General features: G+C 60.7%; 20 protein-coding genes. 16 read left to right on the plus strand and 4 right to left on the minus strand.

The window, feature by feature from the left end:
* The first annotated feature begins 153 nt into the window (after nt 1-153).
* The 4 genes from ileS to ispH are packed head-to-tail and all read left to right on the plus strand — an operon-like array spanning nt 154 to nt 4,899.
* On the plus strand, nt 154-2,970 hold the full coding sequence (gene ileS / locus ITX55_RS07265) for an isoleucine--tRNA ligase (RefSeq protein WP_033641818.1): 2,817 nt from the start codon (nt 154-156) through the stop codon (nt 2,968-2,970).
* Nucleotides 2,971-2,983: 13 nt separating this feature from the next.
* On the plus strand, nt 2,984-3,493 hold the full coding sequence (lspA, locus tag ITX55_RS07270) for a signal peptidase II (RefSeq protein ID WP_025301524.1): 510 nt from the start codon (nt 2,984-2,986) through the stop codon (nt 3,491-3,493).
* Nucleotide 3,494: 1 nt separating this feature from the next.
* Nucleotides 3,495-3,965, plus strand: a complete 471-nt coding sequence (gene fkpB, locus ITX55_RS07275) for an FKBP-type peptidyl-prolyl cis-trans isomerase (RefSeq protein WP_016929135.1) — start codon at nt 3,495-3,497, stop codon at nt 3,963-3,965.
* Entirely contained in the window at nt 3,946-4,899 is a 954-nt protein-coding gene (gene ispH, locus ITX55_RS07280; RefSeq protein WP_033641819.1) for a 4-hydroxy-3-methylbut-2-enyl diphosphate reductase, read from the plus strand. The genes fkpB and ispH overlap by 20 nt, the downstream gene beginning before the upstream one ends.
* 270 nt (nt 4,900-5,169) lie before the next feature.
* Here ispH and ITX55_RS07285 read toward each other — a convergent pair whose 3' ends face one another.
* Nucleotides 5,170-6,096, minus strand: coding sequence for a LysR family transcriptional regulator (locus ITX55_RS07285; protein WP_033641820.1), 927 nt, complete (start codon nt 6,094-6,096; stop codon nt 5,170-5,172).
* A 191-nt stretch (nt 6,097-6,287) separates the two neighbouring features.
* On the opposite strand from ITX55_RS07285, the gene pvcA reads away from it, so the two are divergent.
* From pvcA to kefC, 8 genes are all read left to right on the plus strand, one after another.
* Nucleotides 6,288-7,256 carry an L-tyrosine isonitrile synthase gene (gene pvcA, locus ITX55_RS07290; protein ID WP_108680161.1) on the plus strand — a complete coding sequence of 323 codons (969 nt, stop codon included), beginning with the start codon at nt 6,288-6,290 and terminating at the stop codon, nt 7,254-7,256.
* Nucleotides 7,257-7,351: 95 nt separating this feature from the next.
* Nucleotides 7,352-8,215, plus strand: a complete 864-nt coding sequence (locus tag ITX55_RS07295; RefSeq protein ID WP_108680162.1) for a TauD/TfdA family dioxygenase — start codon at nt 7,352-7,354, stop codon at nt 8,213-8,215.
* Nucleotides 8,216-8,240: 25 nt separating this feature from the next.
* Entirely contained in the window at nt 8,241-9,500 is a 1,260-nt protein-coding gene (locus ITX55_RS07300) for a glycosyltransferase (RefSeq protein WP_033641823.1), read from the plus strand.
* 262 nt (nt 9,501-9,762) lie between these two features.
* Nucleotides 9,763-10,584: a 4-hydroxy-tetrahydrodipicolinate reductase gene (dapB, locus tag ITX55_RS07305; protein WP_042783670.1), complete on the plus strand. Its 822-nt coding sequence runs from the start codon at nt 9,763-9,765 to the stop codon at nt 10,582-10,584.
* Between the two features lie 470 nt (nt 10,585-11,054).
* Nucleotides 11,055-12,203 carry a glutamine-hydrolyzing carbamoyl-phosphate synthase small subunit gene (gene carA, locus ITX55_RS07310; RefSeq protein ID WP_071883584.1) on the plus strand — a complete coding sequence of 383 codons (1,149 nt, stop codon included), beginning with the start codon at nt 11,055-11,057 and terminating at the stop codon, nt 12,201-12,203.
* 17 nt (nt 12,204-12,220) lie between these two features.
* A complete protein-coding gene (carB, locus tag ITX55_RS07315) occupies nt 12,221-15,445 on the plus strand; it encodes a carbamoyl-phosphate synthase large subunit (protein WP_025301533.1) in 3,225 nt (1,074 codons plus the stop codon).
* A gap of 170 nt (nt 15,446-15,615) precedes the next feature.
* Entirely contained in the window at nt 15,616-16,173 is a 558-nt protein-coding gene (gene kefF / locus ITX55_RS07320; RefSeq protein WP_223084981.1) for a glutathione-regulated potassium-efflux system oxidoreductase KefF, read from the plus strand.
* Nucleotides 16,166-18,019 (plus strand): glutathione-regulated potassium-efflux system protein KefC, encoded by a 1,854-nt coding sequence (gene kefC, locus ITX55_RS07325; RefSeq protein WP_033651689.1) that lies wholly within the window; start codon nt 16,166-16,168, stop codon nt 18,017-18,019. The genes kefF and kefC overlap by 8 nt, the downstream gene beginning before the upstream one ends.
* Nucleotides 18,020-18,053: 34 nt before the next feature.
* Here the strand turns inward: kefC and ITX55_RS07330 are convergent, their stop codons facing one another.
* The gene (locus ITX55_RS07330) at nt 18,054-18,668 is read right to left on the minus strand and encodes a LysE family translocator (RefSeq protein ID WP_015376619.1); all 615 of its coding nucleotides are present in this window, start codon (nt 18,666-18,668) and stop codon (nt 18,054-18,056) included.
* Between the two features lie 128 nt (nt 18,669-18,796).
* Between ITX55_RS07330 and ITX55_RS07335 the strand changes: the two genes are divergently transcribed.
* From ITX55_RS07335 to ITX55_RS07350, 4 genes are all read left to right on the plus strand, one after another.
* Nucleotides 18,797-19,597 (plus strand): threonine/serine exporter ThrE family protein, encoded by an 801-nt coding sequence (locus ITX55_RS07335; RefSeq protein WP_033641829.1) that lies wholly within the window; start codon nt 18,797-18,799, stop codon nt 19,595-19,597.
* Nucleotides 19,594-20,058 (plus strand): threonine/serine exporter, encoded by a 465-nt coding sequence (locus tag ITX55_RS07340; RefSeq protein ID WP_033651687.1) that lies wholly within the window; start codon nt 19,594-19,596, stop codon nt 20,056-20,058. The genes ITX55_RS07335 and ITX55_RS07340 overlap by 4 nt, the downstream gene beginning before the upstream one ends.
* A gap of 143 nt (nt 20,059-20,201) precedes the next feature.
* The gene (folA, locus tag ITX55_RS07345) at nt 20,202-20,684 is read left to right on the plus strand and encodes a type 3 dihydrofolate reductase (protein ID WP_033637073.1); all 483 of its coding nucleotides are present in this window, start codon (nt 20,202-20,204) and stop codon (nt 20,682-20,684) included.
* A 180-nt stretch (nt 20,685-20,864) separates the two neighbouring features.
* Nucleotides 20,865-22,754 carry a PhoX family phosphatase gene (locus tag ITX55_RS07350; protein ID WP_223084982.1) on the plus strand — a complete coding sequence of 630 codons (1,890 nt, stop codon included), beginning with the start codon at nt 20,865-20,867 and terminating at the stop codon, nt 22,752-22,754.
* A gap of 46 nt (nt 22,755-22,800) precedes the next feature.
* Here the strand turns inward: ITX55_RS07350 and apaH are convergent, their stop codons facing one another.
* Nucleotides 22,801-23,652, minus strand: a complete 852-nt coding sequence (apaH, locus tag ITX55_RS07355) for a bis(5'-nucleosyl)-tetraphosphatase (symmetrical) ApaH (protein ID WP_033641832.1) — start codon at nt 23,650-23,652, stop codon at nt 22,801-22,803.
* A 2-nt stretch (nt 23,653-23,654) separates the two neighbouring features.
* Complete coding sequence (gene apaG / locus ITX55_RS07360; RefSeq protein ID WP_015376624.1) at nt 23,655-24,032, minus strand: Co2+/Mg2+ efflux protein ApaG; 378 nt, start codon at nt 24,030-24,032, stop codon at nt 23,655-23,657.
* Between the last annotated feature and the right edge of the window lie 10 nt (nt 24,033-24,042).

The following is a 24,042-nucleotide window of genomic DNA, read 5'->3' on the forward strand; positions in this document are numbered from 1 at the left end:
TTTACCCTAAACAATTCGAGTTGCATCGCGGCGGCAACCGCGCGAACCCCGATGAGCTTGCACAGGCAAGTGATTCGGGTGAGAAAGGGCGGCCGACAAAGATGCAGCTTGAAGTGTGACGGGTAAATAGCCGAAAACGGAAACGAGAATCTCATGAGTGACTACAAGAATACCCTGAACTTGCCGGAAACAGGGTTCCCGATGCGCGGCGATCTCGCCAAGCGCGAGCCTGGCATGCTGCAACGTTGGTATGAACAGGATCTGTACGGGATTATTCGTACTGCCAAAAAGGGCAAAAAAACCTTCATTTTGCATGACGGCCCTCCGTATGCGAACGGCAGCATTCACATTGGTCACTCGGTTAACAAGATTCTCAAAGACATTATCATCAAGTCGAAAGGGATGGCCGGCTTCGACTCGCCTTATGTGCCGGGTTGGGATTGCCACGGCCTGCCTATCGAACTGAAGGTTGAGCAGCTGTACGGCAAACCGGGCGAGAAGCTGACGGCGGCCGAGTTCCGCCAGAAGTGCCGCGAATACGCGGCCGAGCAGGTTGAAGGCCAGAAGAAGGACTTCATCCGCCTGGGCGTGCTGGGCGACTGGGATCGTCCATACCTGACCATGGACTTCAAAACCGAAGCCAACATCATCCGCGCGCTGGGCAAGATCATCAGCAACGGCCACCTGCTGAAAGGCGCCAAGCCGGTTCACTGGTGCACCGACTGCGGCTCGTCGCTGGCGGAAGCGGAAGTGGAGTATTACGACAAGACTTCGCCGTCGATCGACGTGTCCTTCCATGCGGCCGACGCGGCTGCCGTGGCGGCCAAGTTCGGCGTGAGCCACTTCAACGGCGCCATCTCGCTGGTTATCTGGACCACCACGCCGTGGACCTTGCCGGCCAACCGCGCGATCTCGCTGCACCCGGACTTCACCTATCAACTGGTGCAGGTTGACGGCCAGTGCCTGATCCTGGCGGCCGAACTGGTGGAAAGCGTGATGAAACGCGCCGGCATCACCGAGTGGACGGTGCTGGGCAGCTGCAAAGGCGCCGATCTGGAGCTGCTGCGCTTCAAACACCCGTTCATGGACTTCGACGTGCCGGCAATCCTCGGCGAGCATGTGACCCTGGACGCCGGTACCGGTGCGGTACACACAGCGCCGGGTCACGGCCCGGATGACTTCGTGATCGGCCAGAAATACGGCCTGGAAGTGGCCAACCCGGTAGGGCCGAACGGCTGCTACCTGACCGGCACCTACCCGCTGCTGGACGGCAAGTTCGTCTTCAAGGCCAACGATCTGATCGTCGATCTGCTGCGCGAGAAAGGCGCGCTGCTGCACGTCGAGAAGTTCCTGCACAGCTATCCGTGCTGCTGGCGCCACAAGACGCCAATCATCTTCCGCGCCACGCCGCAATGGTTCATCAGCATGGATCAGAAAGGCCTGCGTCAGCAGTCGCTGGAAGAGATTAAGGGCGTGCAGTGGATCCCGGATTGGGGCCAGGCGCGCATCGAAATGATGGTGGCCAACCGCCCGGACTGGTGCATCTCGCGTCAGCGCACCTGGGGCGTGCCGATGTCGCTGTTCGTGCACAAAGAGACCGAGCAGCTGCACCCGCGTACCGTTGAGCTGATGGAAGAAGTGGCCAAGCGCGTCGAGCAAGACGGCATTCAGGCCTGGTGGGATCTGGACGCGGCCGACATCCTCGGCGCGGAAGCCGCCGACTACGTGAAAGTGCCGGATACGCTGGACGTGTGGTTCGATTCCGGTTCTACCCACGCCTCCGTTGTCGACGTGCGTCCTGAATTCAACGGCCACGGCGCCGACATGTATCTGGAAGGCTCCGACCAACACCGTGGCTGGTTCATGTCATCGCTGATGATTTCCACCGCGATGAAGGGCAAGGCGCCGTACAAGGAAGTGCTGACCCACGGCTTCACCGTCGACGGCCAGGGCCGCAAGATGTCCAAGTCGATCGGCAACACCGTCAGCCCGCAGGACGTGATGAACAAGCTGGGCGGCGACATTCTGCGTCTGTGGGTGGCGTCGACCGATTACACCGGCGAGATCGCGGTGTCCGACGAGATCCTCAAGCGTTCCGCCGACTCTTACCGCCGCATCCGCAACACCGCGCGCTTCCTGCTGGCCAACCTGAACGGGTTCGAGCCAAGCACCGATTGCGTGGCGCCGGAAGACATGGTGGTGCTGGATCGCTGGGCGGTCGGCCGTGCGCTGGCGGCGCAGCAGGATATCGAGCAGGCTTACGCCAACTACGATTTCCACGAAGTGGTGCAGCGCCTGATGCAGTTCTGTTCGGTCGAGATGGGCTCCTTCTACCTGGATATCATCAAGGATCGTCAGTACACCGCCAAGAGCGACAGCGTCGCCCGCCGCAGCTGCCAGACCGCGCTGTATCACATCGTCGAAGCGCTGGTGCGCTGGATGGCGCCGATCATGTCGTTCACCGCAGACGAGATCTGGGGCTTCATGCCGGGCAAACGCGCGCAGTACGTGTTCACCGAAGAGTGGTACGACGGCCTGTTCGGGCTGGCGGAAGGCGAGCCGATGAACGACGCTTTCTGGGCTGAGCTGCTGAAAGTGCGCGGCGAAGTGAACAAGGTGCTGGAGCAGGCGCGTGCGGACAAACGCCTCGGCGGTTCGCTGGAAGCGGCGGTGACGCTGTATGCCGACAGCGAGTTGGCGGCGCGTCTGAACAGCCTGCAGGATGAGCTGCGCTTTGTGCTGCTGACCTCTGCGGCAAGCGTTGCGCCATTGGCGGAGGCGCCGGCCGACGCGCAGGCCTCCGAGCTGCTGAAAGGGCTGAAGATCGCCTTCAGCACGGCGCCAGGTGAGAAGTGCCCGCGCTGCTGGCATTACACCACCGATATCGGCCTGGTAGCGGAGCATGCAGACATCTGCGGCCGCTGTGTGAGCAACGTCGCCGGTGACGGCGAGAAGCGTAACTTTGCCTGAGAACTTGCGCCTGATGAGTAAACCAATTTGTTCGACCGGCCTGCGTTGGCTGTGGGTTGTAGTGGCGGTGCTGGCGCTGGATTTCGGCAGCAAACAGTGGATCCTCGCTAACTTTACGCTGGGCCAGTCCCAGCCGTTGATCCCGTCGTTCAACCTGTTTTACGCGCGCAACTACGGCGCCGCGTTCAGCTTCCTGGCCGATCATGGCGGTTGGCAACGCTGGTTCTTCGCCGGCATCGCCATCGCCATCGTCGCGGTGCTGCTGGTGATGATGTACCGCAGCGCGGCGCAGCAGAAGCTGAACAACATCGCCTACGCCTTTATCATCGGCGGGGCGTTGGGCAACCTGTTCGATCGCCTGTGGCACGGTTTCGTGGTCGATTTCATTGACTTTTACGTCGGTGACTGGCACTACCCGACCTTCAATCTGGCGGACAGCTTTATCTGCGTGGGCGCGGCGATGATCGTGCTGGAAGGTTTCCTGTCGCCGGCGAACAAAGGCGCAAAGAGCAAAGGTGAGTAATATGACGGCTCAGGTTATCAGTGACAGCGCGGTGCTGGTTCACTTTACGCTGAAACTGGAAGACGGTTCGACCGCCGAATCCACCCGCAGCAGCGGCAAACCGGCGCTGTTCCGCCTGGGTGACGGCAGCCTGTCGGCGCCGCTGGAAGAGCAGTTGCTTGGCCTGCGCGCGGGCGACAAGCGCGCCTTTACCCTGCAGCCGGAAGCGGCGTTCGGCGCGGAGAACCCGGATCTGGTCCAGTTCTTCTCGCGCCGCGACTTCGCGGAAACCGGCGTGCCGGACGTGGGCACCATCATGCTGTTTACCGCGATTGACGGCAGCGAAATGCCGGGCGTGGTGCGCGCGGTGGCGGAAGATTCGATCACCGTCGATTTCAACCATCCGCTGGCGGGCCATCCGGTGACCTTCGACATCGAAGTGCTGGAGATCGATCCGCAGCAGGAGGAGACGCATGCAAATATTGCTGGCTAACCCGCGCGGCTTCTGCGCCGGGGTTGATCGTGCGATCAGCATCGTGGAACGCGCGCTGGAGCTGTATGGCGCGCCGATCTACGTACGGCATGAAGTGGTGCACAACCGCTACGTGGTCGACAGCCTGCGTGAGCGTGGCGCCGTGTTTATCGAAGAGATCGCCGAAGTGCCGGACGGCTCTATCCTGATCTTCTCGGCGCACGGCGTGTCTCAAGCCGTGCGCGCCGAAGCCAAGGCGCGCGATCTGACCATGCTGTTCGACGCCACCTGTCCGCTGGTGACCAAGGTGCATATGGAAGTGGCGCGCGCCAGCCGCCGCGGCACCGAAGCGATTCTGATCGGCCATGCCGGGCACCCGGAGGTGGAAGGCACCATGGGCCAGTACAGCAACCCGCAGGGCGGCATGTACCTGGTCGAATCGCCGGAAGACGTGTGGAAGCTGCAGGTGAAAGACGAAAACAACCTGTGCTTCATGACGCAGACCACGCTGTCGGTTGATGATACCTCGGACGTGATCGATGCGCTGCGTCAGCGCTTCCCGAGCATTATCGGTCCGCGCAAGGATGACATTTGCTACGCCACCACCAACCGTCAGGAAGCGGTGCGTAACCTGGCCGGCGATGCGGACGTGGTGCTGGTGGTGGGGTCGAAGAACTCTTCCAACTCTAACCGTCTGGCCGAACTGGCGCAGCGCGTGGGCAAACCGGCTTATCTGATCGATTCGGCGGCGGATATTCAGGAAAGTTGGCTGAGCGAAGCGCGCAACATCGGCGTCACCGCCGGCGCTTCGGCGCCGGACGTGCTGGTGCAGGAGGTGATCTCTCGCCTGAAAGCGCTGGGCGGTGTCGACGTGCATGAAATCAGCGGGCGTGAAGAGAACATCGTGTTCGAAGTGCCGAAAGAGCTGCGCGTGGACGTCCGGCAGATTGACTGAGGTGCGTGAGCGAATGACAACGGGGAGCTTAGGCTTCCCGTTTTTTTGGAATGCCAACGGCATTAAAAATAAAATGCTGAGCATATTCAAATTTTCTGCTAACTAAAGCCAAATTTATTCTGAGTATTTGAAATAGCGGTGGCGTCATTAATTATATAGGCTGAATAAAGTCATTAAATAGAATATCATTAGGCTGCAATCTAAATAGGGCCTGGTGTCGTCAACGTGATTACAATAATTACAATAGTGGTCTTGCAGATGTTTCTTATTTTATTCTTGTCGAATCTGTTCTAGGTCGTTTAATCCTTTCTCCTTTAAATAGAGCTTCATATGCTCCAGCAATCGCCGGACTTTTAATGGCTGGATCTCCCGTCGCGGCATAATGGCATAGCAATTAATTTCCGGTAATCGCCAGTCGGGCAATATTTCAATCAGCTCGCCGCTGCGCAACTCTCGCTCGACGTTGGCGAAGAAATTGCGAATGATGCCTTTGCCGGTCAGCGCCAGCTCCTTCATCGCCATGCCGCTGTTGGTGAACAGTCGCCCGGTCATGCGCATGCGGTGCTCGCCGCCGTCGCGATGGATCAGGCGAACAAACTGCGGATTGCCGAGCGGCGTAAAGGTGACCCAGTGATGTTGCGTCAGCGCCTGTGGCGAATCCGGCACCCCGTAGTTCGCCAGGTAGGCCGGGGAGGCGCACAGCACTTCGCGGCAGCGCGCCAGCCGCGTGGAGACGTAGCTGGAGTCAGCCAGCGCGCCGCCGCGTATCGCCAGATCGATGCGTTGCGCGATGAGGTCTATTCTCTCATCGTGGATTTCCAACCGCAGCGTGATGCGCGGGTGTTCGTCGAGGAAGCTCTGCAGCGCCGGCACCAGATAATGGGTGGCGAATTCGGTCGAGGTGGCGACGCGCAGTTCACCGACCAGCTCGCCGCGCAGCGCGGCGATCCGCTGTTGCCCGCGCTCGGCGGCGTGGATCATCAGCAGACAATCTTCATAAAAGCACAATCCGGCTTCGGTCAGGCTCAATGAGCGCGTCGATCGCAACAGTAATTGAATACCCAGATGTTCCTCCAGCTGGCGAATATGCTGGCTGACGGCCGATGTCGTCATGCCCAATTCTTTTGCCGCCATGCTGAATGCGCCACAATCGACCACTTTTGAGAAAATGGCCATGCGTTTTAAAATATTGCTCATAGTTTGTTAAGCACAACTTAACCTAGATTGTGAGTTATACGGGCTAATAATATAGCACCATCTTTCCTATATTGCCTGAAGCATATAAACGCCGGGCTGATTATTATTTTGCATGCGCTTTATCTCTTTTTGATAAATCTTATTGCGCTTGCCAATAATACACCCGCGCCACATCGCAACAGGAGCTCATTGTGGATAGCGCACAGAAAAAAGAAGAGATAGCATTAAAAATCCTACGTGAATTATTGCAATATCGACGTCGCCTCATCGCCGACGATGCTTCTCTGGCTGAAGAGGAGCGGCAGGTCACTCAGGTGCAATTGCCGCGCATTCGGGCATTCATTGAAAACGACCAGCGCATCGAATTCGTGCTGCCGGCTTTTCCGACCAAGTCACCCAACGCCAATAAAGTGATAGGCGCGGTGCCGGACATGGCGGAGCGGCTGTCGCTGATCTTCCTCAACTCGCTGTGCCAGCGCATTCAACTCTATTACCCGCCGGGCGCGCATATCGTTATCTGTTCCGACGGCCACGTGTTCGGCGATCTGATCCGCGTCAGCGACGAAGCGATCAACCATTATCAACGTGAGATTGAAAGCCTGCTGCATGAAGTGGGCGCAACCCACCTGAGCGTGTTCAACCTTGGCGATGTCAAAGGCCTGGCGGAGCATACCGATGACTACGATCTGCTGCGCCGGCTGTTGGTGGACGGTTATGCCGAATCGGAAGAGGCGATCAAGCGCCAGCTGATGCAGGACGAGCAGGGATTAATGCTGTATCGCGCCATCACGCGCTTCTTGTATGAAGACAGCCTCCTGCCGGGCTACAGCGGTTCCAACGCCGCGCTGCAAAAAGACGCCAAACGGCGCGCCTGTGGCGTTATCCAGCGCAGCTGGGCCTGGGGCAACCTGCTGGCCCAGTATTTCCCGGCGGCGATCCGCCTGTCGATTCACCCGCAGCCGGCCGACAGCCTGAAGATAGGCATCCACATGATGCCGACCAAAGACGACTGGCTGACACCGTGGCATGGCGTGGCGGCCAACGTGAACGGCCAGTTCGTGCTGATGAAGCGTAAAGACGCGCAGAGCCTGGACGGCGAGTTGGTTGAGATCCGCGGCACGCCGAGCCATTACCTGATCGAACAACCGCAGATGGCCTGAGGCCGCTGCATGCTTTTGCGCCCGAAATCCTGACGGGCGCTTTTTTGACGGCACGTTGCCGTGTGAGCAGCACATTCGATGCAAGGAGAATCACCATGAACAACCAACCGCTTAATTGCCACATTCAACCGAACACCCCGTTCGGCGCGATCCTGACGCCGCAGTATCCGGGGCAAAAGGTCAGCGAGCTGCCGGTGGCGGCGCTGCGAGCGCTGGCGCAGGAGCACCACTTGCTGGTGCTGCGCGGATTCGACTCCGGTTTCAGCGAGCCGGAAGTCCTGACTCGCTATGCCGAACAGTGGGGCGAGATCATGATGTGGCCGTTCGGTGCGGTGCTGGACGTGAAGGAACATCCGGACGCCAAGGATCATATCTTCGACAGCAGCTACGTCCCGCTGCATTGGGATGGCATGTATAAGCCGACCATCCCCGAGTTCCAGTTATTCCACTGCGTGGCGGCGCCGGCGCCGGACGAAGGCGGATGTACCACCTTCGTCGACACCACGCGCTTGCTGGCCAATGCGGACGAAGCGTTGCTGGAGCAGTGGCTGTCGGTGTCTATCACCTACCGCATCAAGCAGGTGGTGCATTACGGCGGCGAAGTCTGTTCGCCGCTGGTGGTGCAGCACCCGAACGGCAGAGGATTGATCATGCGCTACAATGAACCGCCGACGGAGGGAAAAAAATTCCTCAACCAGCATGCGCTGGAATATCACGGCGTGCCGGCGCAGCAGCAGGAACAGTTCCACCGTACTTTGCAGCAGCACCTGTACGATCCGCGTCACTATTATGCCCATCAGTGGCAACAGGGCGACGTGGTGGTCGCGGACAACTTCTCGCTGCTGCACGGCCGTGAGGGCTTTACCGCCCGTTCCGCGCGTCATTTGCAGCGCGTGCATATTCAAAGCAATCCGGTGTGCGCCAATCTGGCGCTGAAGCCGGCCAACGCAGAAGCTTAAAAGGAGCATTATGGCAAGGATACTGATGGCGGCGGTCGCCACTCCGGGGCACGTCTACCCGATGTTAGCCATCGCTCGCCACCTGATCGCCCAAGGGCATCAGGTGCGGGTGATGACCGGCGCGCTGTTCCGCGAACGTGCCGAAGCGGCTGGGGCGAGCTTCGTGCCGTTCGACGCGCAGGTGGACTTCGACTATCGCCACCTGGAGGCGCATTTCCCCGAGCGCGCCGCGCTGCCGCCGGGCAATGCGCAGATGGCGCTGGCGCTGAAAGATTTCTTCGCCGCGCCGATCCCACTGTTGGATCGTCAGCTGCGTGCGGCCATCGCCGCCGAAAAGACCGATCTGCTGATGGTGGAGAACTGCTTCTACGGCGTGCTGCCGCTGCTGCAGTCCGCCGAACGGCCGCCGGTCTTCGGGATCGGCGTCACGCCGCTGTCGTATTCTTCGCGCGACGCCATTTTCTATGGCCCGCGTATCCCGCCGGCGCTGCTGCCGCGGGCGCTGACCCGCGAGCAATTGGTGGATGAAGCGACGCGGGTGTTGCTTGATGAGGTGCAGCAAAGCTTTGATGCCGCGCTGGTGCAAGCGGGCGGGCGGCCGCTGAATCGCCCGTTTACCGATGCGCTGATCGGCGGCTGCGAGCGTTTCCTGCAGTTGGCCACCACGGCGCTGGAATATGAGCGCGACGACCTGCCGAGCGGTGTGCGCTTCGTCGGGCCGCTGCGCAGCGGTGGTCAACCGGCCGCGGAAGAGGCGCTGTGGGAGGAGGACGATCGTCGGCCGCTGGTGATCGTGTCTCAGGGCACGCTGGCCAATGTCGATCTGCATCAGCTGATCGTGCCGACGCTGCAGGCGCTGGCGCATCTGCCGGTGCGGGTGTTGGCCACCACCGGCGGGCGGGCGACCGAAGGGCTGATGGACGCATTGCCGGACAACGCCCGAGTGCGGGCGTTCATCTCCTTCGAACACTGGTTGCCGCAGGCGGCGCTCTTGATCACCAACGGCGGTTACGGCTCGATCAACTATGCGCTGGACAGCGGCGTGCCGCTGATTGTCGCCGGCACCGGTGAGGACAAGCTGGAGGCGGCCGCGCGCGTGGTGGCCGCCGGTTGCGGCATCAGCCTGCATACCAGCACGCCAAGCGCGGAACAAATACTGGCGGCAGCGACGCGCATTCTGCAACAGCCGATCTATCGCCGGCGCGCGGCGCTGGTGCAGGAGGACTATGCTCGCCACGATGCGCTGACGGCGATAGCCAACGAAGTGGCCGCCATTACCGCTTGACCCCGCCGCACTCCGTTCCTCAGGCGCCGTTTTCGGCGCCTTTTTTCTGCATTTTTTTGCAATGAAAACTGCATGATTATGTACAATCGTCGCAGGCCGCCAAATCGGTTGAATGTTAATCTCACGACAGCGCCGCTGATGAAAGAAGCGCAATATCATAATTTTCTAATTATGAAATGATCCTCTGGCGGCGCCGCAGCGGGGCAGTTACCCTGAATCGATAGGTTAATGGGATACGCGTTACATCAAGAAGAGAGCAAGCATGAAAGATTCACAAATCCGCATTGCGATTGCGGGCGCCGGCGGCCGGATGGGCCGTCAATTGATCCAGGCGGTGCAGCAGGCGGAAGGCGTGGTGTTGGGGGCGGCGCTGTCGCGCCCGGGATCGAGCCTGGTCGGCGTTGATGCCGGCGAGCTGGCGGGCATCGGCGCGCTGGGCGTCAAGGTGAGTGACAGTCTGGATAAAGTGGCGAGCGAGTTCGATATTTTGATCGACTTCACCCGCCCTGAAAGCACCCTGGGCTACCTGGAATTTTGCGTGGCGCACCATAAGGCGATGGTGATCGGCACCACCGGCTTCGATGACGCCGGCAAACAGGCGATCCGCGATGCGGCGCAGCATATCGGCATCGTGTTTGCCGCCAACTTCAGCGTCGGCGTCAATCTGGTGCTGAAACTGCTGGAGAAGGCTGCGCAGGTCATGGGCGACTATACCGATATCGAAATCGTTGAGGCGCACCACCGGCACAAAGTGGATGCGCCGTCGGGCACGGCGTTGGCCATGGGCGAAGCGATCGCCGGCGCGCTGGGGCGCGATCTGAAAAGCTGCGCGGTCTATGCGCGCGAAGGCCATACCGGCGAGCGCGATCCGAAGAGCATCGGCTTCGCCACCATTCGCGCCGGCGACATCGTCGGCGAGCACACCGCGATGTTCGCCGACATCGGCGAGCGGGTGGAAATCACCCACAAGGCCTCCAGCCGCATGACTTTCGCCAGCGGCGCGGTGCGCGCGGCTTCCTGGCTGCGGAGTCGGGATAAAGGTCTGTTTGATATGCGTGACGTGCTGAGTTTGGACCGGATATAACTAAACTGAATACCATCGTGATGTGGTTGTGTTGATCATAATGCTATGATAATAGGGCAATAATTTTATTGTCCTTTTTTTTAACATGATAAATATCGTTTTGATGTTGTTTCATTGTCAAGGCTGGTATTTGTTTGTGTTTACCTTGCTAATTATCTGCTTTTTTTCCACCGTCGGCTTTTTTAGCATCTTTTTGGGTCCATTCCGACGCCGTTTTCCGTCATTCCTCCCCGCAACCGTTTTCCAGCCCCGGTTTTCTGTGTTTTTATGGCAGCTCAAGCCGCTTGGGCATCGAGAACTGCAAAAATAAAACAAAAAATGGCGGTTTGGGTAGACAAGCGGAACACTCATCATTAAAATGCGCCCAATTTGCCAAAAATTGGCCTCGCGGACGGTTTTTGCATTGATTTAGATCGCGATATCTGAATTAATATGCAAATATTGTGATTGATTATTCCTCGGAGGATGTTTTGATAAAGTCAGCGCTATTGGTTCTGGAAGACGGAACCCAATTCCACGGTCGGGCCATCGGGGCAGAGGGAACGGCAGTGGGGGAAGTGGTCTTCAATACGTCGATGACCGGTTATCAAGAAATCCTCACTGATCCTTCCTATTCCCGCCAGATCGTTACTCTTACTTATCCTCATATCGGCAATGTCGGCACCAATGCTTCCGACGAAGAATCCTCCGCAGTACACGCCCAAGGCCTCGTCATTCGTGACCTCCCGCTGATCGCCAGCAACTACCGCAGTGAAGAAAGCCTGTCCGACTACCTCAAGCGTCACAACATCGTGGCGATCGCCGATATCGATACCCGTAAGTTGACTCGCCTGCTGCGCGAAAAAGGCGCCCAGAACGGCTGCATCGTCGCCGCCGATTCGCCGGATGCCGCGCTGGCTCTGGCCAAGGCGCAAGGTTTCCCGGGGTTGAAGGGCATGGATTTGGCGAAAGAGGTCACCACTCAAGAGGCCTACAGCTGGCAGCAAGGCAGCTGGACGCTTGAAGGCGACCTGCCGGAAGCCAAAACCGCCGCGGAACTGCCGTTCCACGTGGTGGCTTACGACTACGGCGCCAAGCGCAACATCCTGCGCATGCTGGTGGATCGCGGTTGCCGCCTGACCGTGGTGCCGGCGCAGACCCCGGCCGACGAGGTGCTGAAAATGAATCCGGACGGCATCTTCCTGTCCAACGGCCCGGGCGATCCGGAGCCGTGCGACTACGCCATCGCCGCCATCAAGCAGTTCCTGGAAACCGACATTCCGGTGTTCGGCATCTGTCTGGGTCACCAGCTGCTGGCGCTGGCCAGCGGGGCGAAAACCATGAAGATGAAGCTCGGCCACCACGGCGGCAACCACCCGGTGAAGGATCTGGACAACAACACGGTAATGATCACCGCGCAGAACCACGGCTTCGCCGTCGATGAAAACGACCTGCCGGCGAATCTGCGCGTGACGCACAAATCGCTGTTCGACCATACGGTGCAGGGCATTCACCGCACCGACAAGGCGGCGTTCAGCTTCCAGGGGCACCCGGAAGCCAGCCCAGGCCCGCACGACGCCGCGCCGCTGTTCGATCACTTTATCGAACTGATTGAGACTTACCGTTCTAACGCCAAATAATCAGGAGCAGTAAAAAAATGCCAAAACGTACAGACATAAAAAGCATCCTGATCCTCGGCGCTGGCCCGATTGTTATCGGCCAGGCGTGTGAGTTCGACTACTCGGGCGCCCAGGCGTGTAAAGCGCTGCGCGAAGAGGGCTACCGCGTCATTCTGGTCAACTCCAACCCGGCGACCATCATGACCGACCCGGAAATGGCCGATGCGACCTACATTGAGCCGATCCACTGGGAAGTGGTGCGCAAGATCATCGAAAAAGAGCGTCCGGATGCGGTTCTGCCGACCATGGGCGGCCAGACGGCGCTGAACTGCGCGCTGGAGCTGGAGCGTCAGGGCGTGCTGGCCGAGTTCGGTGTCACCATGATCGGCGCGACCGCCGATGCCATCGACAAGGCCGAAGACCGCCGCCGTTTCGACGTGGCGATGAAGAAAATCGGTTTGGATACCGCGCGTTCCGGCATCGCGCACACCATGGAAGAAGCGCTGGCGGTAGCCGCTGACGTCGGCTTCCCGTGCATCATCCGTCCTTCCTTTACCATGGGCGGCACCGGCGGCGGCATCGCCTACAACCGCGAAGAGTTCGAAGAGATCTGCGAACGCGGTCTGGACCTGTCGCCGACCAACGAGCTGCTGATCGACGAATCGCTGATCGGTTGGAAAGAGTACGAGATGGAAGTGGTGCGTGATAAGAACGACAACTGCATCATCGTTTGCTCCATCGAAAACTTCGACGCCATGGGCATCCACACCGGCGACTCGATCACCGTTGCGCCGGCCCAGACCCTGACCGACAAGGAATACCAAATCATGCGCAACGCCTCGATGGCGGTGCTGCGTGAGATCGGTGTTGAAACCGGCGGCTCCAACGTGCAGTTCTCGGTTAACCCGAAAACCGGCCGCCTGATCGTCATCGAGATGAACCCGCGCGTGTCGCGCTCTTCGGCGCTGGCGTCGAAAGCCACCGGCTTCCCGATCGCCAAGATCGCCGCCAAACTGGCGGTGGGCTATACCCTCGATGAGCTGATGAACGACATCACCGGCGGCCGCACCCCGGCGTCGTTCGAGCCGTCCATCGACTACGTCGTGACCAAGATCCCGCGCTTCAACTTCGAGAAGTTCGCCGGCGCCAACGATCGCCTGACTACCCAGATGAAGTCGGTCGGCGAAGTGATGGCCATCGGCCGCACTCAGCAGGAGTCGCTGCAGAAAGCGCTGCGCGGTCTGGAAGTGGGCGCCACCGGCTTCGATCCGAAAGTGAGCCTGGACGATCCGGAAGCGCTGACCAAAATCCGCCGCGAGCTGAAAGACGCCGGTTCCGACCGCATCTGGTACATCGCCGACGCCTTCCGCGCCGGTCTGTCGGTCGACGGCGTCTTCAACCTGACCAACGTCGATCGCTGGTTCCTGGTGCAGATTGAAGAGCTGGTGCGCCTGGAAGAGCAGGTAGCCGAAGCGGGCATCAACGGCCTGGACAAAGACTTCCTGCGCACGTTGAAGCGCAAGGGCTTCGCCGATGCGCGTCTGGCCAAGCTGGCCGGCGTCGCCGAGAGCGAAATTCGCAAGCTGCGCCACAGCCACGGCCTGCATCCGGTGTACAAGCGCGTGGACACCTGCGCGGCGGAATTCGCTACCGACACCGCCTACATGTACTCCACCTATGAAGAAGAGTGCGAGTCCAACCCGACCAACGACCGGCCGAAAGTGATGGTGCTGGGCGGCGGGCCGAACCGTATCGGCCAGGGCATCGAGTTCGACTACTGCTGCGTGCACGCTTCGCTGGCGCTGCGTGAAGATGGCTACGAGACCATCATGGTCAACTGCAACCCGGAAACCGTCTCCACCGACTACGACACCTCGGACCGCCTGTACTTTGAGCCGGTGACCCTGGAAGACGTGCTGGAAATCGTGCGCATCGAGAAACCGAAAGGCGTTATCGTGCAGTACGGCGGCCAGACCCCGCTGAAGCTGGCGCGCGAGTTGGAAGCCGCAGGCGTGCCGATCATCGGCACCAGCCCGGACGCCATCGACCGTGCCGAAGACCGCGAACGCTTCCAGCAGGCGGTCAACCGCTTGGGCCTGAAGCAGCCGGCCAACGCCACCGTCACTGCCATCGAGCAGGCGGTCGAGAAGGCGGCGGGCATCGGTTATCCGCTGGTGGTGCGTCCTTCCTACGTGCTGGGCGGCCGGGCGATGGAAATCGTCTATGACGAAACCGACCTGCGCCGCTACTTCCAGACCGCGGTCAGCGTGTCCAACGATGCGCCGGTGTTGCTGGATCGCTTCCTGGACGATGCGGTGGAAGTGGACGTCGATGCTATCTGCGACGGCGAGCGCGTGCTGATTGGCGGCATCATGGAGCACATCGAGCAGGCGGGCGTGCACTCCGGCGACTCCGCGTGTTCGCTGCCGGCGTACACCCTGAGCCAGGAAATTCAGGACGTGATGCGTCGCCAGGTGGAGAAACTGGCGTTCGAGCTGCAGGTGCGCGGCCTGATGAACGTGCAGTTCGCGGTGAAGGACAACGAAGTTTACCTGATTGAAGTCAACCCGCGCGCCGCGCGTACCGTGCCGTTCGTCTCCAAAGCGACCGGCGTGCCGCTGGCCAAAGTGGCCGCGCGCGTGATGGCGGGCAAAACGCTGGTTGAACAGGGCGTGACCGAAGAGATCATCCCGCCGTACTACTCGGTGAAAGAAGTGGTGCTGCCGTTCAACAAATTCCCGGGCGTCGACCCGATTTTGGGGCCGGAAATGCGCTCTACCGGGGAAGTGATGGGCGTGGGCCGCACCTTCGCGGAAGCTTTCTCCAAAGCGATGCTGGGCAGCAACTCGGGCATGAAGAAACAGGGCCGCGCGCTGCTGTCGGTGCGCGAAGGCGACAAGGCTCGCGTGGTCGATTTGGCCGCCAGCCTGCTGAAGCAGGGCTTCGAGCTGGACGCGACCCACGGCACCGCGGTGGTGCTGGGCGAAGCGGGCATCAACCCGCGCCTGGTCAACAAGGTGCACGAAGGGCGTCCGCACATTCAGGATCGTATCAAGAACGGCGAGTACACCTACATCGTCAACACCACGGCAGGCCGTCAGGCGATTGAGGACTCCAAGCTGATTCGCCGCAGCGCCCTGCAGTACAAGGTGCACTACGACACCACGCTGAACGGCGGCTTCGCCACCGCGATGGCGCTGAAAGCGGATCCGACCGAGCAGGTTACATCGGTGCAGGAAATGCACGCGCGTATTGGTAAGTAACCGCGCGTGAACGCTACGCCAGGGCGCTGCAGATGCAGCGCCCTTTTTTATTCAGCGAATTTGTCGGCTGGCGTTAAAAATTTCCGCTATCAATCAGTGGGCAAACTGTCACTCTGTGTGATTGGTATATGCTTGGTGTATTGGCAAGGAACGAAGGAACGACGATAACAATGATTCTGATAATTTATGCTCACCCGTATCCCCGGCATTCGCATGCCAATCACCGCCTGCTGCAGGCGGTGAGGGATCTTCCCGAGGTGGAGGTGCGCTCGCTGTATGAGCTGTACCCCGATTTCAATATCGATATCAACGCCGAGCAACAGGCGCTGGAGCGCGCCGACATGGTGGTGCTGCAGCATCCGATGCAGTGGTACAGCTTCCCGCCGCTGTTGAAGCTGTGGATCGACAAAGTGCTGGAGCACGGCTGGGCCTATGGCCACGACGGCAACGCGCTGGTGGGCAAAGACTGCCTGTGGACGGTGACCAGCGGCGGTGACGAGCACCATTTCGAACTGGGCGATTTTCCCAACTTCGCCGCGCTGGCGCAGCCGCTGCAGGCCACGGCGATTTATTGCGGCATGAACTGGCAGCCGTACTTCGCCCTGCACAACACCTTTACCTGCAACGAACCGGCGCTGATCGCCGCCGGCGAAGCCTACCGGCAGCGGTTGGTCGACTACCTGATGGAACATGCCGAAGCGGAAACCCGGGAGGCCAGCCATGGATAACCACCACATGATGATCGAGGGGCTGATCTATCTCGGTTCCGCCGCGCTGTTCGTGCCGATTGCGGTGCGCCTGGGGCTGGGTTCGGTGCTCGGTTACCTGATCGCCGGCTGCATTATCGGCCCCTGGGGGCTGAAGCTGGTGTCGGATGCAGAGTCTATCCTGACCTTCGCCGAGATCGGCGTGGTGCTGATGCTGTTTATCATCGGCCTGGAGCTGGATCCCAAGCGGCTGTGGACGCTGCGCGCCTCGGTGTTCGGCGGCGGCAGCATTCAGATGGTGGGCTGCGGCCTGGCGCTGAGCGCCTTCTGCTACTTCCTCGGCCTCAACTGGAAGGTGGCGCTGCTGATCGGTTTGACGCTGGCGCTCTCATCGACCGCCATCGCCATGCAGGCGATGAGCGAACGCAATTTGACGCCGTCGCCGATCGGCCGCAGCGCATTTGCGGTGCTGCTGTTCCAGGATATCGCGGCGATCCCGCTGGTGGCGATGATCCCGCTGCTGGCCAGCAGCGGCGCCACCACGACGCTGGGCGCTTTCGTACTGTCGGCGGCCAAAGTGGTGGGCGCGTTGACGATGGTGGTGCTGCTTGGCCGCTACGTCACCCGTCCGCTGCTGCACTTCGTCGCCCGTTCGGGCATGCGCGAGGTGTTCAGCGCCGTGGCGCTGTTCCTGGTGTTCGGCTTTGGCATCCTGCTGGAGATGGCCGGGTTGTCGATGGCGATGGGGGCGTTCCTCGCCGGGGTGCTGTTGGCGAGCTCGGAATACCGCCACGCGCTGGAGAGCGATATTCAGCCGTTCAAAGGGTTGCTGCTGGGGCTGTTTTTCATCGGCGTCGGCATGTCGATCGACTTCGGCACGCTGTTCCATCATCCGTTGCTGATCGCCTCGTTGCTGCTGGGCTTTATGCTGATCAAGGCGGCGTTGCTGTGGCTGATCGGCCCGCTGCTCGGGGTGCCGAAGCGCCAGCGCGGCCTGTTCGCCATTCTGCTGGGGCAGGGCAGTGAGTTCGCCTTCGTGATCTTCAGCGCCGCGCAGCTGGCCGGCGTCTTGCCGGTTGAATGGGCCAAGTCGCTGACGCTGGCGGTGGCGCTGTCGATGGCGGCCACCCCGCTGCTGTTGGTGATCGCCGCGCAGCTGGAGAAAAATGCGCCGAAAGAGGATCGCCCGGCTGACGTCATTGATGACGAGAACGCCAGCGTGATCATCGCCGGCTTCGGCCGTTTCGGCCAGATCGCCGGTCGTTTACTGTTGGCCAACGGCGTGCACACCGTGGTACTGGATCACGATCCGGACCATATCGAAACGCTGCGTAAATTCGACACCAAGGTGTTCTACGGCGACGCCACGCGCGCCGATCTGCTGGAGGCGGCCGGCGCCGCTCACGCCAAGGTGCTGATCAACGCCATCGACGATGTGGAGGACAGCCTGGCATTAACCGAGCTGGCCAGGCAGCACTTCCCGCATCTGAAAGTGGTGGCGCGGGCGCGCGACGTCGATCATTGGTATCAGTTGCGGCAGCTGGGGGTGGAAAAACCGGAGCGCGAAACCTTCGAAAGCTCGCTGCGCGTCGGCCGTGAAACGCTGGAGCTGCTGGGGCTGGACGCCTATGAGGCGCGCGAGAAAGCGGACACTTTCCGCCGCTATAACCTGAAGATGCTGGAAGATACGCTGGATAATTACCAGGATACTGAATTCCGTATCGCCAGCCTGCAGCGGGCCAAGGAGATGCTCAGCGCGGCCATCGAGCAGGATCAGAATCGGCTGGCGCGGGTGCAGCAGACCGGCTGGCGCGGCAGTATCGACGGCAAGGCGCCGGAAGACGAAGTGGTGGAAGCCAAAGGATAAGGGGAGGGGCGCCGTGATGGCGCCCCTTTTTTGCTTAGCTCAGCGCGACCTTGATGCCTAAGGCGATCAACATGCCGCCCAGCAATTTGTCGACGATCTTCTGCGTCTTTTCCAGCCCGCGGCGCACCGGCCCGCTCTGGATCAAAAACACCAGCAGCGGCCACCAGATGACCGACAGGCCGAGAATAATCCCCGCGTACCACAGCTTGTCACCCAGACCGGAATCGATCTGCAACACCTGGGTGAAGACCGCCAGGAAGAACAGGGTGGCTTTCGGGTTCAGCAGGTTGCACAGGTAGCCTTGCGCAAAGGCGCTCTTCAGGCTGACCTGTTGCTGCGGCAGATTGCTGACGTTCATTTTGCCGCCGCCGCGCGACAGCAGCGCCTGGATGCCGATCCACACCAGATAGACCGCCCCGGCGTATTTCAGCAGGTTGAACAGCCACGGCGTGGTGGTGATCACCACCGCCAGCCCGGCGACGCAGTAGGACATGTGGGTGGCGACGCCGCAGATCACGCCGAAGGCGGTCATCATGGCGGCCAGACGCGGGTAGCGGGCGGCGTTTTTGATCACCAGGAAAAAATCCGGGCCGGGGGAAAGCATGCCGAGGGCGGCAATGCCGGCGACGAACAGTGAAGTTTCAAGCATGGGAGGCGTCTCGCGCAAAAGGCAGCATGTTGGCGATAATAACGCCGCTTCCTCTGATGCGCATCAACCCAATGAGGTATTGTTAGGCTCTATGATAATAATTCATCTATCGCCAGCGACGGAGCACCATGCAGCAGACTACCGCCACAGACAGGCCGGAACCGCACCGGCAACAGCGTGAAATCACCCGCTTGTGCATTCAATGCGCGCTGCTGCTGTTGCAGCACGGCGCCGAGAGCACGGTGGTGGAGCAGTTGTCCACCCGCCTGGGGTTGGCGCTGGGGATGGACAGCGTGGAAAGTTCAATCTCCGCCAATGCGGTGGTGTTGACCACCCTCAGCCACGGCGCCTGCCTGACCACGACCCGCAAGAATGTCGATCGCGGCATCAATATGCAGGTGGTGACGGAAGTGCAGCATATCGTGATCCTCGCCGAGCATCACCTGGCGGATACGCACGACGTGGCGCGGCGCTTCGAAAAGATCCGGCCGCTGCGCTATCCGCGCTGGCTGGTGGTGCTGATGGTGGGGTTGTCCTGCGGGTGTTTCAGCATGCTCAACGGCGGCGGCGGCGACGCCTTCCTGGTGACCTTTATCGCCAGCGGCGCGGCGATGCTGGTGCGCCAGATCCTCACCGCCCGCCATATGAATCCGCTGATCAATTTTTGCCTGACGGCGTTTGTCGCGACGTCGATATCCGGGCTGCTGCTGCGCCTGCCGGTGTTTAAAGAGACCTCGAGCGTGGCGATGGCCGCCAGCGTGCTGCTGCTGGTGCCGGGCTTCCCGCTGATCAACGCGGTGGCCGACATGTTCAAGGGGCACGTCAACACCGGGCTGGCGCGCTGGGCGATGGCCAGCCTGTTGACGCTGGCGACCTGTATCGGCGTGGTGATGGCGATGTCGCTGTGGGATCTGCGGGGGTGGTCATGAGTCTGCTGTGGGCATTGTTGCAGGAGATGCTGTTGGCGGCGGTGCCGGCGCTGGGCTTCGCCATGGTGTTCAACGTGCCGCTGCGCGCGCTGCGCTATTGCGCGTTGCTTGGGGCAATCGGGCGCGGCTCGCGCATGCTGATGATGCACGTGGGCATGAACATCGAGTGGGCGTCGCTGCTGGCGGCGATCCTGATCGGCATCATCGGTATCTATTGGTCGCGCTGGCTGTTGGCGCATCCGAAGGTGTTCACCGTGGCGGCGGTGATCCCGATGTTCCCCGGCATTTCCGCCTATACCGCGATGATAACTGTGGTGGAGATATCGCATCTGGGCTACAGCGAGGCTTTGATGGAGACCATGATCACCAACTTCCTCAAGGCCAGTTTCATCGTCGGCGCGTTGTCGATCGGCCTGTCGTTACCGGGTCTGTGGTTGTACCGCAAACGCCCCGGCGTGTGAAATTCCCCGGCAAAAGAACGTTGGTTATTAGATATGCTGATAAGAGCTATCTTATATATTCATCTTGCTTGATTAGCCTATCGACGGCACTCAGGCCTTTACGTATAGTGTCACCAATTTTGCTGCCTACACAGGGTTAAACAATGATTATCAGCCTGATCGCTGCCTTGGCGGCGGATCGCGTTATTGGCATGGAAAACGCCATGCCGTGGCACCTGCCGGCGGACCTTGCGTGGTTTAAACGCAACACGTTGAATAAGCCGGTTATTATGGGCCGCAAGACCTTCGAGTCCATCGGCCGCCCGCTGCCGGGCCGCCACAATATCGTTTTGAGCAGCCGCCCGGGCAATGCCGCCGGGGTGACCTGGGTGACCTCGCTGGATGAGGCGCTGGCCGCCGCGGGTGAGGTGGAAGAAGTAATGGTGATCGGCGGTGGGCGCATCTATACCCAGTTGCTGCCGCGCGCCGATCGCCTGTACCTGACACACATCGACGCCGAAGTCGGCGGCGATACTCACTTCCCGGATTACGAGCCGGACGAGTGGGAAACCACGTTCAGCGAATTCCACGACGCCGACGATCTGAACTCGCACAGCTACTGCTTCGAAATCCTGCAGCGCCGCTGATCTCAGCGCGTTAGCCAGTCATCCCCGGGGGCGCAAGCAATTGCGCCCCCGGTCTTTTTGCGCCGGTCATTCGTAACCTTTCCGTCACATTACCTGATTAGTATGAAGCCCAACTCCGAGCGCCACGGCAACTCTGGTGAATCTTGACCGCGGCGCCATAACTAAAAAGGTAACCACGTTATGACCAAGCAAATTGAGCAATTAGACGCCGACCGCCTGATCGATCCCACTCGCCGCAAGCTGCTGCTTGGCAGCGCCGGCGCCGTCGGCCTGGCCGGTTTTCTCGGCGGCGGCATCTGGTCGGTCTCCGCCGAGGCGTTAGCCGAGGATCTGCCGCCCAACACGCTGCTGGGCTTCCGGGGCATCGCCGCGTCTACCGCCGATGAAGTGACGATAGCACCAGGCTACCGCGCCGAGGTGCTGATCTCCTGGGGCGAGCCGCTGGTGGACGGCGCGCCGGCCTTCGATCCGCAGGGCAACAACAGCGCCGCCGATCAGGAAAAACAGTTTGGCGACAACAACGATGGCATGAGCTTTTTCCCTATCGATGACAATCACGGCGTGATGGCCATCAATAACGAATACGTTAACGAGCAGTACCTGTTCGCCCACGGCGGCACCAAGGCCACCAGCCTGGAAGAGGTGCGCAAATCGCAGGCGGCGCACGGCGTCTCCATTGTCGCGGTCAAGCGGGTCGGTGACGGCCAGCGCTGGGAGGTGGAGCGCCCGTCGCGCTATAACCGCCGCATCACCGCCAACAGCGAGATGCAATTCAGCGGCCCGGCCGCCGGACATCCGCTGTTGCAGACCGCCGCCGATCCGAGCGGCCGCAAGGTGCTGGGCACCTTCGGCAACTGCGCCAACGGCAAGACGCCGTGGGGCACCTATCTGACCTGCGAGGAAAACTTCGACACCTATTTCGGCACCCGTCAGGCCGATTATCGAACCACGCCGGAACAGAAGCGCTACACGCTGAAGGCCAGCGAACCGGAACGCAACTGGCCGGACTATGACGAGCGTTTTGATGTGGCGAAGAATCCCAACGAATTTAACCGCCATGGCTGGATCGTCGAGATCGATCCGTTGAATCCGACCTCGACGCCCATCAAGCACACCGCGCTCGGCCGTTTCAAACATGAAAACGCGGCGGTGACCGTGGCCAAAGACGGCCGTCTGGTGGTGTATATGGGCGACGACGAGCGCGGCGAACATATCTATAAGTACGTCTCCAAAGGCGTGGTCGACGCCGCCAATCCGGCCAACAATCGCACGCTGCTGGACGAGGGGACGCTGTACGTGGCGCAGTTCGACGGCGATGAAGCCGGCACGCCGCTGAAGGGCAAAGGGCGCTGGATTGCGCTTGAGTTCGGCAAGAACGGCCTGACGCCGGAGAACGGTTTCCGCGATGAGGCCGAAGTGCTGATCTTCGTCCGCAAGGCGGCGCAGCAGGTCGGCGCCACCAAAATGGATCGCCCGGAGTGGATCGCGGTGAACCCGCATGACGGGCGCGCGTACTGCACGCTGACTAACAACAGCAAGCGCGGCGAGGAAGGGATGCCGTTGAACGCCGCCAACCCGCGACCGAACAATATCTACGGCCAAATCATTCGCTGGGACGAGGGCGGCGACGCCACCGCCGACGTCTTCGCCTGGGACATCTATGCGCTGTGCGGCAACCCGATTGCCCACCCCGAAGGCGTCAACCGCGGCACGCCGAACATCACGGCGGAAAACACCTTCAACAGCCCGGACGGGCTGGGTTTCGATCGCGCCGGCCGTCTGTGGATCCTCACCGACGGCAAGTACAGCAACAAGGGCGATTACGTCGGGCAGGGCAACAACCAGATGCTGGTGGGCGATCCGGTCAGCGGCGAGATCCGCCGTTTCATGGTGGGGCCGAAGTCCTGCGAACTGACCGGCATCACCTTCACCCCGGACTACAAGACGATGTTCGTCAACGTACAGCATCCCGGAGAAGAAGGCGATTCGCACTTCCCGAACAACAGCCCGCGCCCGCGTTCATCGGTGTTGATGATCACGCGTGAAGATGGCGGAGCGATTGGGGCATAAGGCGGCAATACAGAACCAAGGCGGCCACCGGGCCGCCTTTATCGTTTCAGGATGCGGCTAATCTGCCGGCGTGGTCAGGCGCTTCGCCGCGATTGGCGGGCTGCGTGAAGTAACGGCGGTCTTCCCAGCGCAGCATCGTCAGATCGCCGCCCCAGCAGCAGCCGGTATCCAGCCCGATCACGCCCTCCGGCGTACCCTTGCCTTCCAGCGAGGCCCAGTGGCCGAAGATGATGGTGTATTCCGGGTCCACCAGGCGCGGCAGCTCGAACCACGGTTTCAACGGCGCCGGCGCGCTGCCCGGCGCATCTTTGCAGATCATGTCGAGCTGGCCGTTGGGGAAGCAGTAGCGCATGCGCGTCAGCGCATTGGTGCTGAAACGCAGGCGCGCCAGGCCGCTCAGCTCCGGCGCCCAGTTGTTCGGCATGTCGCCGTACATGGCGTCGAGGAACAGCGGATAGCTGTCGCTGCTCAATACCGCCTCCACTTCGCGCGCGCACATTTTCGCGGTGTCGATGTCCCACTGCGGGGTGATGCCGGCGTGGGCCATCACCAGCTTTTGCTCATCATCCACCTGCAGCACCGGTTGGCGGCGCAGCCAGTTGATCAGCTCGTCGGCGTCCGGCGCTTCCAGCAGCGGCGTGATGCGATCTTTGGGTTTGTTGCGGCTGATGCCGGCGTAAACCGCCAGCAGGTGCAGATCGTGGTTGCCCAGCACCATGCGCACCGCCGGGCCGAGCGAGCGCACATAGCGCAGCACGTCCAGCGAGGCGGGGCCGCGCGCCACCAGATCGCCGGTCAGCCACAGTTGATCGCGCTCGGGATCGAACGCAACCTGAGCCAGCAGCGACTTCAGTTCATCGAAACAGCCGTGAACGTCGCCGATAAGGTATGTCGACATAATTAATGGATCAGCGTTGGAATGGCTAAGCGGAACACGGGAATAGCGGTGCGGAACGGCTGACCCTGATGGTCAACCATTTCGTAATGGCCTTCCATGGTGCCCAGCGGCGTTTCCAGAATGGCGCCGCTGGTGTACTGAAACTCTCCACCGGGCGGAATGACGGGCTGTTCGCCGATCACGCCTTCGCCCTGGACTTCGGTTTGGCGGCCGTTGCTGTTGGTGATCAGCCAGTAACGGCCCAGCAGTTGCACGTTGGTCCGCCCCAGATTGCGGATGGTAATGGTATAGGCGAAGACGTAACGCTCTTCTTCAGGGATCGACTGTGATTCCACATAGATGCTCTGAACCTGAATACACACGCGGGGCGAATCAATCATGACAACAACT

The sequence above is a fragment of the Serratia sp. EWG9 genome (genome assembly GCF_019913725.1).
In the GTDB taxonomy this organism is placed as follows: Bacteria; Pseudomonadota; Gammaproteobacteria; order Enterobacterales; family Enterobacteriaceae; genus Serratia; species Serratia ureilytica.

Excerpts from the sequence above, each read along its gene's own strand:
- ileS (WP_033641818.1), top strand. The coding sequence starts at position 154 with ATGAGTGACTACAAGAATACCCTGAACTTGCCGGAAACAGGGTTCCCG.
- lspA (WP_025301524.1), top strand. The coding sequence starts at position 2,984 with ATGAGTAAACCAATTTGTTCGACCGGCCTGCGTTGGCTGTGGGTTGTA.
- fkpB (WP_016929135.1), top strand. The coding sequence starts at position 3,495 with ATGACGGCTCAGGTTATCAGTGACAGCGCGGTGCTGGTTCACTTTACG.
- ispH (WP_033641819.1), top strand. The coding sequence starts at position 3,946 with ATGCAAATATTGCTGGCTAACCCGCGCGGCTTCTGCGCCGGGGTTGAT.
- ITX55_RS07285 (WP_033641820.1), bottom strand. The coding sequence starts at position 6,096 with ATGAGCAATATTTTAAAACGCATGGCCATTTTCTCAAAAGTGGTCGAT.
- ITX55_RS07295 (WP_108680162.1), top strand. The coding sequence starts at position 7,352 with ATGAACAACCAACCGCTTAATTGCCACATTCAACCGAACACCCCGTTC.
- ITX55_RS07300 (WP_033641823.1), top strand. The coding sequence starts at position 8,241 with ATGGCGGCGGTCGCCACTCCGGGGCACGTCTACCCGATGTTAGCCATC.
- dapB (WP_042783670.1), top strand. The coding sequence starts at position 9,763 with ATGAAAGATTCACAAATCCGCATTGCGATTGCGGGCGCCGGCGGCCGG.
- carB (WP_025301533.1), top strand. The coding sequence starts at position 12,221 with ATGCCAAAACGTACAGACATAAAAAGCATCCTGATCCTCGGCGCTGGC.
- kefF (WP_223084981.1), top strand. The coding sequence starts at position 15,616 with ATGATTCTGATAATTTATGCTCACCCGTATCCCCGGCATTCGCATGCC.
- kefC (WP_033651689.1), top strand. The coding sequence starts at position 16,166 with ATGGATAACCACCACATGATGATCGAGGGGCTGATCTATCTCGGTTCC.
- ITX55_RS07330 (WP_015376619.1), bottom strand. The coding sequence starts at position 18,668 with ATGCTTGAAACTTCACTGTTCGTCGCCGGCATTGCCGCCCTCGGCATG.
- ITX55_RS07335 (WP_033641829.1), top strand. The coding sequence starts at position 18,797 with ATGCAGCAGACTACCGCCACAGACAGGCCGGAACCGCACCGGCAACAG.
- ITX55_RS07340 (WP_033651687.1), top strand. The coding sequence starts at position 19,594 with ATGAGTCTGCTGTGGGCATTGTTGCAGGAGATGCTGTTGGCGGCGGTG.
- folA (WP_033637073.1), top strand. The coding sequence starts at position 20,202 with ATGATTATCAGCCTGATCGCTGCCTTGGCGGCGGATCGCGTTATTGGC.
- ITX55_RS07350 (WP_223084982.1), top strand. The coding sequence starts at position 20,865 with ATGACCAAGCAAATTGAGCAATTAGACGCCGACCGCCTGATCGATCCC.
- apaH (WP_033641832.1), bottom strand. The coding sequence starts at position 23,652 with ATGTCGACATACCTTATCGGCGACGTTCACGGCTGTTTCGATGAACTG.
- apaG (WP_015376624.1), bottom strand. The coding sequence starts at position 24,032 with ATGATTGATTCGCCCCGCGTGTGTATTCAGGTTCAGAGCATCTATGTG.